This window comes from Polynucleobacter sp. Adler-ghost (assembly GCF_018688495.1).
GTDB lineage: Bacteria > Pseudomonadota > Gammaproteobacteria > Burkholderiales > Burkholderiaceae > Polynucleobacter.
The window spans coordinates 296,034-307,556 of record NZ_CP061320.1; the positions used below are offsets into that span (position 1 = coordinate 296,034).

Here is an 11,523-nt window from a genome sequence, read left to right on the forward strand (position 1 = left end):
ATGCGTCTAACACGGTTGATAGCCCGATTAGATGTAAAAGGGCCTAACTTAATTAAGGGAGTTCATCTTGAGGGCTTAAGAATTATTGGCGCACCGGAGAAATATGCCAAAAAATATTATGAACATGGCGCCGATGAGATTATTTACATGGATGTCGTTGCTAGCTTATATGGGCGAAGTAAGTTGACTGAAATTGTAAGGCGTACTGCACATGATGTTTTTGTACCATTGACTGTAGGTGGCGGCATCAGCTCCGTTGATGATGTTCAAGACCTTTTATGTGTAGGGGCGGATAAGGTAGCAATTAATACTGCCGCTCTGGCTGACCCATCCTTAATTAATCGGATTACGCGGAGATTTGGTTCTCAGTCTTTGGTACTTTCAATTGAGGCTAAGCGTCAAAGTGAGGGATCTTGGAGTGCATACTCACACTGCGGACGAGAGAAATCAGGGTGGGATGTGATTGAGTGGGCCAAAGAGGGGGTTAAACTTGGAGCGGGGGAAATCTTGATCACCTCTATAGATCAAGAGGGAACGCGTAAAGGTTTTGATTTAGAACTAGTAAAGGCAATTAGTTCAGCGGTAAAGGTGCCTATAATTGCAAGTGGTGGATATGGAGCGCCCCAACATTTAGTTGATGTAATTAAATTTGGCAAGGCAAATGCTGTTGCATTTGCTGATTCGATTCATTATGAGCGCGCTACTTTTAATGATTTTCGACAAACTGCATTAGAAAACAATATTTCCGTTAGGGTGATATGAGTCTTTTGAATGTTTCGATAATTGATTACGGAATTGGAAACTTATACAGTGTTCAGCAGGCATTTGAGAGATGTGGTGCCACAGTAAGGCTTGCTCGGACTCCAAGGGACATTGAATTAGCGGAGAAACTTGTTTTGCCTGGGGTCGGAGCTTTTGCAGATGGAATGCTAGAGCTTAATAGGCGTGAATTAACCGGACCAATCTTAGAATACGCAGCATCTAATAGGCCGCTGCTAGGAATTTGTTTGGGTATGCAAATGTTAGCGACATCAAGCGAAGAGTTCAAACTTAGTCACGGTTTAGATTTAATACCAGGAAAAGTCAAAAAAATTAATACAAAGACGGCAAGTGGCGCAGAGCTGCGGCTTCCGCACACAGGGTGGACGAAAATATACCAAACCAAATTGGGCTGTTGGGATGAGTCAATACTTAACGGTTGTAAAGATGGGGTTGCAGTTTATTTAGTCCATTCATATGCCTTATCAACGGAGGATAACTCGAGTGTTCTTGCAGAATGTAGCTACGGCGATAATAGAATTGCAACCGTTGTGCGCAAGGGGAATATTTATGGGTGCCAATTTCATCCAGAGAAGAGCGGACTAGATGGGTTAAAAATCCTTAGCAACTTTCTCACAAGATTATCATGAAAACAATACTGTTAATATCAGATAGATATATTAATCAAAATACCCTTGATAAGTTTTCCTTGGTTAAGTGGGAGGAGGGGGGGTGGAAGTTTATTGCAATAGATTTATCTTATCTGCTGGAAAGAAAAGCATCCCTAAGGCAGGGCTATATTAACCAAAAAAGGAATAACAAAATAATCCTAGTGCACTCCTACTTGGAGTTTTATACAATAGTTAAAAACTTAAATCATGTGCATATATATATCGATGAACTTAATGGTAATGGTATTTTAATAAATGCGTTGAGATTATGTTTGGCCATTAAAAATATAAAACGCATGGTGATGAGTTGTGGTGGAGTGCCAGAGGGAAAAAGAAAACTAATTTTTAGAGTTTCATTTGTTAATTTATATTTATACCCAATTAATAAAATTTTTAATCTATTTTTTAAGCCAGATATAGTTGTGCTTTCTGGGGACTATTCGTGCCTTAGATACAAAAATATTAAACATAAAATCTTTGCACATAATTACGATTATGATAAGTTTTTAGCTGTAGAAAATATTAAATATAAAGCTAGTGAGGTAGTTTATATAGATCAGAGTTTCCATAATCATCCTGATGATTTATACTCGCGATCAAATAATACAGTGCAAATTAAAGATGTTGATAATTATTACTTCAGTATTAAAAATTTTTTATTGCATTTCTCGAAACTTTTAAATGCAAATGTACTCATTGCACTCGGTCCACAATCTGATGATTCAAAATTTTTTGAAAAATACTTCAATCACAACCAAATTATTTCTGGAAAAACATTTGATTTAATCGCAAATAGCAAATTAGTTGTAGGGCATTCTAGTACGGCCATGGAAATTGCAATTTTATTTAAAAAGCCAATAATTATTCTTACGGCTTCATGTCTAGAGAATTCAAATTCTGGGCTAGATGTAGAAGCCATGGCTAGCGCCTTAAATAAAAAACCAGTGTACATAGAGTCGAATGACTATGAATCAGATGTCGGGAGTTGGAGTGAGTTTGATGAAAAAAAATATGAACACTATATCCATCACTATATCAAAACCAAAAATTCAACAAAAATAAAGCTTTGGGATATCGTCATACCAGCTGTTGACAAGGTTTTACAAATCTAAATGGATAAAATAAAGCTTAAGGGTGGGTCTCTTAGTGGCACCTATCTTTGTAAAGATTCTACGGGAGGCCTATTCGTTAGAAAAGAAGTTTCTCTCTCCGAAAATAGAGAATATGGCTTCCAAAGATGGTACTCGCAATTAAAAAAACTTCAGAGATTTGGGGTTCTATTCCCCGGGGTTTTTCCAAAAGTTATAGAGTTTGGCTGTAATGGTAATTGTGCCTATTTCGATATGGAATACATACAAAATACAACCACAGTAATTGATTTTTTAAAGATCAATTCTGATGAGCAGTCCATTTCAAAAATAATTAAGGCAATAACTAAAGCAAATAATATTATACATTCTCAAAAAATTCCTTCAAGTATGGGTGGGATATCGTTGTACTTTGAGGAGGAGGTGGATCGGAAATTTAATGACTGTATATCAAATCCTGATTTTGAGAGGTTAGCTAGCGAACGATATGTGTACTTTAATAATGAAAAGATTCTTGGCATTTCCCATTGTCTTGAGGAGATGAAGGATCTTATGATCAAGCTTTACAGGGAAGGGCATGAGGTTTTTACACATGGCAATATGACATTAGAAAACATGCTTTATTCTGCTGAAGACGATAGGATTTATTTTGTTGATCCCTATGAAGAGAATATACTAGACTGTATTATGTTGGAGTCATCCCAGATTCTCCAATCATGTAATTCTCATTATGAGCTTTACAATGAGGCAAATACTACAGTCAACGAATTAAGCGCTAGCATTGACCTAGATATTCCTAGTGGCGTCAAAATTTTTAATGATATGTACAAAAAGTATTTACAGTCAAATTTCTCCAAAGAGGAATTAAAAATGATTTCATTATTTGAAGTTTCTCAATTTATCCGCATGCTCCCTTTTAAAATGAAAATAGATGTAAATAAAATGAAATTTTTTTACATATATAGCTCATATTTGTATGCAAAGGTAGTAAATTAAAATCCAATGCTAAATACTCAAGATAAAGATTGCTGGAATATATCTAGCTCCCAAGATATAAATTTTTCAATTATCGCTTCAAGGCAGTATTTATTTGATCCCTTAAATATTGCTTTATCTTCTTCAATTAAATCAAGCGCAAATAATAGAAGGTTAATAGTTGTTGATAGAAATATTTGTGAATTTTACTTGGAAGATATAAAAAATTACTTTGATTACCATGATGTTGAACATCATATGTTAGCAATTGATGCAACAGAAGACGATAAAAATATTGAATCTCTTCTGACAATATTAACCTCAATGGAGGATTTTGGACTATTAAGGCGCTCTGAGCCAGTAATTGCAATAGGTGGCGGAGTATTGCTTGATCTTGTTGGATTTGCGGCAAGTATTTATAGAAGGGGGGTGCCTTACATTCGCATTCCCACAACCCTTGTTGGTCTTGTAGATGCTAGCGTAGGAATTAAAACTGGTATTAATATTTTCACGAGAAGGAATAGGTTGGGGACTTACTTTCCGCCAATTTGCTCATACTTAGATAAGGGCTTTCTCAAGACCTTGCCTAAACTGGAGATACGCTCAGGTATGGGTGAAATACTGAAGATGGCCGTGATTAAAGATGCAAAACTTTTTGAAATTCTTGAAAACTACGGTGGAATTTTAGTGGAGGATTTTGTTAATTGCGTAAAGGCCGACGAAGTCATCCAAAGGTCAATAAATGGCATGGTGGCAGAATTGGAGAGCAATTTGTGGGAATTGGATTTGAAAAGAAAGGTTGACTTTGGACATTCTTTTAGCCCGATCATTGAAATGAGATCCTTGGAGGATTCGGCTGTAGATAGCTTAACTCACGGACAGGCCGTTGCGTTAGATGTAATTTTCTCATCCGTACTGGCGTTAAATAGAGGATTTATCCAAAGTCGGGATATGGAGAGAATATTAATGGTTGCTAAAGACATTGGACTACCGATAATTCACCCTTATTTTAAAAGGCCTTTACTTATTTTTGAGGCATTAAGCGATACAACAAAACACCGCAATGGATCCCAGAATTTGCCGCTACCATTCTCAATTGGAGATTGTTGTTTTATTAATGATGTAACTTTGTCAGAAATTGAAAAGGGTGTAGATACCCTAATTGCAATTACAGGCCAAATTAAATGAAAAACATTTTAATTACTGGATGTAGTAGTGGCGTTGGGTATGCAATTTCTGAATTTTTTATAAAAAAAGGATGGCGTGTACTTGGGCTATCAAGAAACATATCTCGTCTAGAAAAAATGAAGGAAGACTTAGGCATAAATTTTTATTCATATCCTGTGGATATCTCAGACTCCGATGCTGTTGAAAAGTGTTTTGAGATGATCAAAATTAGCTGCAAAAAAATAGATTTATTGGTTAATAACGCAGGTATTTTTCTTAGCAAGCCTTGTGATTCATTGAGCATTAAAGATGTTGATAGGGTAATTGATACGAATTTAAAAGGCCTTATATACACAACTTTACTTTCATTGCCATTGTTAAGATATGGATCAAGAATAGTCTATATTTCATCAGTTTCTGGCCAGTCTGGCATTATTAATCAATCAATATATAGTGCCTCTAAATTTGGGGTAAATGGTTTCTTTGAATCTATCTCTCAGGAGTTACAAACTAGAGGCATTCTAGGGACAGCCATTTGTCCTGGCGGAATAAATACCGAACTATGGAATCCCCTAAACCCTTATAGTAATGGCTCTACCAAAGATCTTTTGCAACCTATGGAAATGGCTAAAATGGTGCACATGCTAGCAAGCCTTCCTGAAAATATGGTTATAAAAAATATAACCACATTCCCATCCATTGAATGGCATTAATAAGGGGCGATATGAACTTGATATTAACAATGGCTGGTAAATATAAAAGATTTCAAGATGCGGGATTTAATATTCCGAAGTATTTACTTCCTTGGGGGGACAGCACGATTTTATCTGCTGTATTGCGGGGATTTTCAAAGTCTAGACAGATTAAAAATATTTATTTAATTGGAAACAAGAGGGATCATGCCTTCACACCCCATATTCACGCCTTGTTGAGATCGTGTGGAATTGGCACAGGCAATTTATTTTTAATTAACGATACTCATGGTCAGGCAGCAACAGGAATGATAGGTCTAGATTTAATTGCAAATGTTGATAAGGGGGTTATGAGTGAGCCTATCCTTTTTCACAATATCGATACCTTGCTTACGAACCGAAATTTTGAAGATATTCTAGAATCGCTATCAAAAAGTGCAGCTTACGTTGATGTCTTTCATGCAAATCATCATCAGTATAGTTATGTAGTCTGTAATGAGAATAATGACGTAACAGAGCTTGCGGAAAAAATTGTAATTTCAAACTGCGCTAGCTCTGGTCTCTATGCTTTTCAATCGGGTGAAACCTATAAAAATTACTATAAAAATTGCGATATTTATATCTCAGATGTAATACGTAAAATTTTGAAGGATGGAAAACGGGTGAAGGCAAGCAACCCTCATAGCGAGCACGACACGATCGTTCTTGGTACCCCTAGCGAATACTTCAATCAAGCCATAGTTAGCAATTTTCTGTAATTACAATTTATCTGAACTGAAAAAATTGAAATATTGTGTTGTAGTACAGGGCCCAACCGAAAGTCGTGGCTTGGAAGCTAAGGGCTATTTAAAAGAAAAATATAAAAAAATTAAGCCATCACATGTAGATTATCAGAGCAATCTTAACAAAGAATTTTACGAGGCCCTTGTCAATCAATTTGAATATGTAATTTTATCTACGTGGGAGGGTGAGCATCCCTTACCTGGAATCGATGTAATTTATAATATAAAGCCGAAACCATTAGTAGAAGCAGAGATTGGTAAATTAGAAAATAATTCAAATTTACAGGCAATCTCAACTCTTGCTGGAATAAAAAAAATTCAAGAGAAGTTTGGTGACAGTTCGGTAGTGGTAAAAATTAGGGCTGATATAAGTTTTAAGCCGCAGGTTCTTAAGGAGGCGCTAACAAGGATTGGGGATAATAAAATTTACCCATCATATTTTATGGGGCTAGCATCGATTGACGATTTTATTATTGCAGGCAATACAAAACAGATGAAGATTTTTTTTGAAGAAGCTTTAAGGAGCTACCCTGGCTATTCAAAAATTTCACATAGCTTTTATGTATTAAATTATTTGAGAAGTATATATGGAAACGTTAAGTACCTTCATGAATCAGTAGAGGAATTCTACCCTCTAATGGTAGATTTTTATAAAAAATTTAGATATAAATTTAGATATATTTTTATTTTGCCTATTTTTAAAAAATATATAAATATTTTGCAAATTTTTGAATTTAACTTTGAACCTCTATTTTCTAAATCTGAATATATCGAGCTAGACTTGTCTTGGAGGGGTAGTAAATTTAGTTCTGAGAGTTTGAATGCGGAGCACCTCTCAAAACAAATATTCTCCTTGGAGGAAAAGATTTACTCAAAAAAAATATCCAAATCATTATTTAATGCATACCTTATGTTTCGAATGAGAGCTATTTATCGTAAATTAAAATTCTTATTGGGTAGATTTTTTTATGAATAAAATCAAAGTTGGTATTGCAGGGTATGGAATTGTTGGAAAGAGAAGGCGCAAGGTTGTAGATACTAATTCAAATTTAAAGTTAGTTGCAATATGTGACCGGAATATTCAAGCACTTAAACCCAGCCAAAATGATGGGGTTACTTACCACGAAAATTTTGATGAGTTTCTTAAGGAAGATTTAGATGCAATGATTATTTGTTTAACAAATGATGTTGCTGCTGAATCGACTATAAAGGCCGTTAACAGAGGAATCCATGTTTTTTGTGAGAAGCCTCCTGGCAAAAGTGCTCAAGAGGTATTGCAAGTAATGGATGCTGAAAGGTTAAAACCATCAATTAAGGTTATGTACGGCTTTAACCATAGATATCATGAGTCAATAAAAGAGGGTTTGAAAATCGCAAGTAGCAATCGTTTGGGCAAGATTATTAACATGAGGGGGGTCTACGGAAAGTCAAAATTAGTGACTTTTGATCAAGATGACTGGCGCACAAAAAGAGAAATTGCAGGAGGTGGCGTACTATTGGATCAGGGGATACATATGGTGGACTTGATGAGGCTTTTCGCCGGTGAGTTTGATGAAGTTTATAGCTTTATTGAGAATACTCACTGGAACTATGATGTGGAGGATAACGTTTATGCATTGATGAAAAATAAAAGAAATGGTGTAGTTGCAATGCTGAACTCATCAGCTACTCAGTGGCGTCACCGCTTCAACTTAGAGGTAAATTTTGAAAATGGAGGCCTTATTTTTGGAGGAATCCTCTCGGGCTCCAAAAGTTATGGAGCTGAAACATTAACAATCATAGAGTCTGATCATGAATTAGATAATGGTGACCCAAAAGAAATCACTATAAAATACAATAAAGATAAATCTTGGGAAGAGGAAATTCATTTATTTTCTGAAGCAATAAAAAATAATGAGGATATTAAGAGTGGATCATCGCTAGATGCGCTTAATACTATGAAATTAGTAAATGAAATATATTATGCTGATGATCTTTGGCGATATAAATACGATATTAGAAGGATTTCCATATGAATCAGTTAGTTAGTATGTATGACATAGATATAAAAAATTACGCAAAATCATATTTTTCTTATTTAAACAGAGTTTTAAATGAAATTGATTTAGTAAGCGTTGAAAAGTTCGTTGAATATGTGCTGTCAGCCAGGGCAAACAATAAAACCATATTTTTTATAGGCAATGGTGGGAGTGCTTCAACCGCAAGTCATTTTGCCAATGATTTTTCAATTGGGGTAAATAACTTTAAGCCGCCTTTGAAGGCATTGTGCTTAGCTGATAACGTTGCAATCGTAACTGCAATTGCAAATGATTATGGGTATGATGAAATTTTTTCTCGTCAATTAAAGATCTTGGGACAACCCGGCGATATTTTGGTTGGGATATCCGCCTCTGGTAATTCAAAAAATATCATTAATGCAATTGAAGTTGCTGGCGATATGGGTCTAATGACTGTGGGAATAACTGGTTTTGATGGCGGAGCCATGAAATCAAAGGTTGACCTGAATATTCACGTTCCCTCTGGAAATAAAGAATACGGCCCAGTTGAGGATGCTCACATGATCTTGGACCATCTTATAGGTTCTTATTTAATGAGGCGTACTCAAGAAGAGCTTGAATAGATAATGCCAATCAGAATGGAGGGGACAATAAGGCGTGTAGTTATAACTGGTGCTTCTCGGGGTATTGGATACGCTGTCACTCAAAAGTTCAAAAGTTTGGGTTACGAAGTTATTGCCTTGTCCTCAGGAAGATCTGTGCAAATTAATGAGAAATTATCTGATGGTCTAAATTTTTTTGATTTTAATCATGTGGAGGATATTGAGAGATGTGCAAATTACCTTCTTGAACTAAAACCAGATATATTAATCAATAATGCAGGAATGAACATAAATAATGATTTTCTAGATATTTCTAATGAAACTTTTAATGCAATTCAGAGGGTTAATGTTTTTGCTCCTTTTCGTCTTTGTCAGGCCTCCCTTCCTGCGATGAAGGAGCGTGGATGGGGGAGGATTGTAAATATTAGTTCAATTTGGGGGAAGATTAGCATGTCAGGTAGGGCCGCCTACTCGGCCAGTAAATTTGCCCTAGATGGAATGACAGTGGCATTGTCTGCAGAATATGCAAAATATGGTGTCATGGCAAACTGTGTAGCGCCAGGATTTACCGCCACAGACTTAACAAGAGAAACCCTGGGAATAGAAATGATGGAGCATATTAGCAGTCAATTTATTCCCCTGAAAAGATTGGCAACTCCAAATGAGGTTGCTAATTTCATTGTTTGGTTATGTAGCGAAGATAATAGCTATATCTCTGGCCAAAATTTGGCCATTGATGGTGGGGTGTCTCGTGTCAGATAATTTTAAGATAACCTCAAGTCGGGGTGTATATGAGGTAAATTTTGTGGAGGATTTTCAAGCAACTTTGGAGATCGATTTATCCGCAAAAATGCATTTTATAATTGATAAGAAGGTTGCTTGTATTTATGGATCTAAGCTCGAGAAGATACTTTCCTTACAAAATACGATTCAAGTCGAAGCGGTTGAGGCTAGTAAGTCGTTAGAAAATACAACTGAAGTAATAAAAAAAATCGTTAGACATGGAATCCGCAGAGACCATTGCATAGTTGCAATTGGCGGTGGAGTTATTCAAGATATTACATGTTTTATTAGTTCAATCCTTTTGCGTGGGATAGGATGGCAGTTTTACCCAACTACTCTTTTATCTCAGGCGGATTCATGCATTGGATCGAAAAGCTCAATAAATATTGATTCATTTAAAAATATTTTAGGCACCTTCTGGCCCCCTGAAAAGGTCTTTATATGTAGTAAATTTTTAACGACACTTAGTGAAAGTGAAATCGCATCAGGAGTGGGTGAAATTATTAAAGCTCATGCCATTAAATCACGCTCTAAGTTTGATGAGGTTGCAACTCTCTATAAAAAATTTGAATGTACTTCGACTTATTTAGATCAAATGATTATTCAATCGCTTGAGATAAAAAAAGAATATATAGAGAGGGATGAATTTGATGTGGGAATAAGGAATTTATTTAATTATGGGCATAGCTTTGGACATGCAATTGAGTCAGCCACGAACTTTACAATTCCTCATGGAATTGCAGTAACCATTGGCATGGATATGGCGAACTATATCTCTTATTTGAGAGGCTTATTGCCTGTAAGTGAGTTTGAAAGAATGCATAGTTTGCTGGCAAGTAATTATGCGTTGGCAAAAAAAATCAAAATTAATGTGGCGCGGGTAATAGAAGGTCTATCTAAGGATAAGAAAAATTTAGGCGACCAATTAGTTGTGTTGTTACCTATAGGGTCGGATGCAAAAATTACAAAAGTAAGCATTGATCTAAATGACCATTTCAAGAATCAATGTTCTGAATTTTTTAAATATTACTATTCATGAATCTAGAATCTCATGTTGCAGTATGTTCGCGTTCATTTTCACGAGACTCTTATCTAAGAGGGATTTTGAGTGAAAAATACAGAAACATCAAATTTAATGATAGTGGTGAAGCGCTAGCAGATAGAGATTTAGCTCTATTCTTAAGGGGTCATGACAAGGCAATTATTGCTCTTGAAAAAATTGACATAAATCTATTGTCGCAATTACCCGAATTAAAAGTTATCAGTAAATACGGTGTTGGTTTGGATATGATTGATTTTCCTGCAATGGTTGAGAAAAAAATTTCGTTAGGGTGGTTTGCGGGTGTGAATAAAACATCAGTGGCAGAGATGGTTATAGGAATGGTAATACATGCTTTGCGTAATACCAACGATGCCATGAGCTTGGTAAAAAATGGAGGATGGAGGCAAATCATTGGGCGAGAGTTATCGGGGGCAACTATAGGAATTGTTGGATGTGGGCATGTTGGCCATGAATTAATTAGGTTGTTGACGCCATTTAAATGCAACATCTTGATTCATGATATCTTAGATAAATCGCAAATGGAGCGGGATTATGGTGTAAAAGCTGTTAGTTTGGAAGAGCTGTTGATGATGTCTGATGTAGTTTCAATACACGTGCCATTAGATAGTTCAACTAGATATATGTTCGGGATGAATCAATTGGCATTAATGCAGAAGGGAGCCATCTTAATCAATTTTGCAAGAGGCGGCATTGTTGATGAAAAGGCTCTTCAGTTTTGCCTTGAAAATCAGAGGATTAAAATGGCTATCTTTGATGTTTTTGATTGTGAGCCCCCTCAAAATAATGCGTTGCTAAGCTTGGCAAATTTTATTGCCACTCCTCATATTGGAGGAAGTTCAATTAATGCTATCAGGAATATGGGCATCGCAGCAATTAATGGTCTAGATGATTATTATCACTGGACAAGCTTAAAAGAGTCCTTCTCAGCACAATTTGATTATTAA

At 35.9% G+C, this 11,523-nt stretch carries 13 protein-coding genes; all 13 read left to right on the forward strand.

Annotation, left to right across the window (positions count from 1 at the left end; genetic code table 11):
• Entirely contained in the window at positions 1-762 is a 762-nt protein-coding gene (gene hisF, locus ICV89_RS01600) for an imidazole glycerol phosphate synthase subunit HisF (protein WP_215309095.1), read from the forward strand.
• Positions 759-1,409, forward strand: a complete 651-nt coding sequence (gene hisH, locus ICV89_RS01605; RefSeq protein ID WP_215309097.1) for an imidazole glycerol phosphate synthase subunit HisH — start codon at positions 759-761, stop codon at positions 1,407-1,409. Before hisF ends, hisH begins: the two co-directional genes overlap by 4 nt.
• Entirely contained in the window at positions 1,406-2,542 is a 1,137-nt protein-coding gene (locus ICV89_RS01610; RefSeq protein ID WP_215309099.1) for a hypothetical protein, read from the forward strand. The genes hisH and ICV89_RS01610 overlap by 4 nt, the downstream gene beginning before the upstream one ends.
• Entirely contained in the window at positions 2,543-3,514 is a 972-nt protein-coding gene (locus tag ICV89_RS01615; protein WP_215309100.1) for a hypothetical protein, read from the forward strand.
• Positions 3,515-3,520: 6 nt separating this feature from the next.
• The gene (locus tag ICV89_RS01620) at positions 3,521-4,681 is read left to right on the forward strand and encodes a sedoheptulose 7-phosphate cyclase (RefSeq protein ID WP_215309102.1); all 1,161 of its coding nucleotides are present in this window, start codon (positions 3,521-3,523) and stop codon (positions 4,679-4,681) included.
• Positions 4,678-5,373, forward strand: a complete 696-nt coding sequence (locus tag ICV89_RS01625; protein ID WP_215309104.1) for an SDR family oxidoreductase — start codon at positions 4,678-4,680, stop codon at positions 5,371-5,373. The genes ICV89_RS01620 and ICV89_RS01625 overlap by 4 nt, the downstream gene beginning before the upstream one ends.
• An 11-nt stretch (positions 5,374-5,384) precedes the next feature.
• Positions 5,385-6,110 (forward strand): sugar phosphate nucleotidyltransferase, encoded by a 726-nt coding sequence (locus ICV89_RS01630; RefSeq protein ID WP_215309106.1) that lies wholly within the window; start codon positions 5,385-5,387, stop codon positions 6,108-6,110.
• A 70-nt stretch (positions 6,111-6,180) separates the two neighbouring features.
• Entirely contained in the window at positions 6,181-7,110 is a 930-nt protein-coding gene (locus ICV89_RS01635; protein ID WP_215309107.1) for a WavE lipopolysaccharide synthesis family protein, read from the forward strand.
• The gene (locus tag ICV89_RS01640) at positions 7,103-8,149 is read left to right on the forward strand and encodes a Gfo/Idh/MocA family protein (protein WP_215309108.1); all 1,047 of its coding nucleotides are present in this window, start codon (positions 7,103-7,105) and stop codon (positions 8,147-8,149) included. The genes ICV89_RS01635 and ICV89_RS01640 overlap by 8 nt, the downstream gene beginning before the upstream one ends.
• Entirely contained in the window at positions 8,146-8,754 is a 609-nt protein-coding gene (locus ICV89_RS01645; RefSeq protein ID WP_215309109.1) for an SIS domain-containing protein, read from the forward strand. The genes ICV89_RS01640 and ICV89_RS01645 overlap by 4 nt, the downstream gene beginning before the upstream one ends.
• A 3-nt stretch (positions 8,755-8,757) precedes the next feature.
• Positions 8,758-9,495, forward strand: a complete 738-nt coding sequence (locus ICV89_RS01650; protein ID WP_215309110.1) for an SDR family NAD(P)-dependent oxidoreductase — start codon at positions 8,758-8,760, stop codon at positions 9,493-9,495.
• Positions 9,485-10,555: an AroB-related putative sugar phosphate phospholyase (cyclizing) gene (locus tag ICV89_RS01655; protein WP_215309112.1), complete on the forward strand. Its 1,071-nt coding sequence runs from the start codon at positions 9,485-9,487 to the stop codon at positions 10,553-10,555. Before ICV89_RS01650 ends, ICV89_RS01655 begins: the two co-directional genes overlap by 11 nt.
• Positions 10,552-11,523 carry a phosphoglycerate dehydrogenase gene (locus tag ICV89_RS01660; RefSeq protein ID WP_215309113.1) on the forward strand — a complete coding sequence of 324 codons (972 nt, stop codon included), beginning with the start codon at positions 10,552-10,554 and terminating at the stop codon, positions 11,521-11,523. The genes ICV89_RS01655 and ICV89_RS01660 overlap by 4 nt, the downstream gene beginning before the upstream one ends.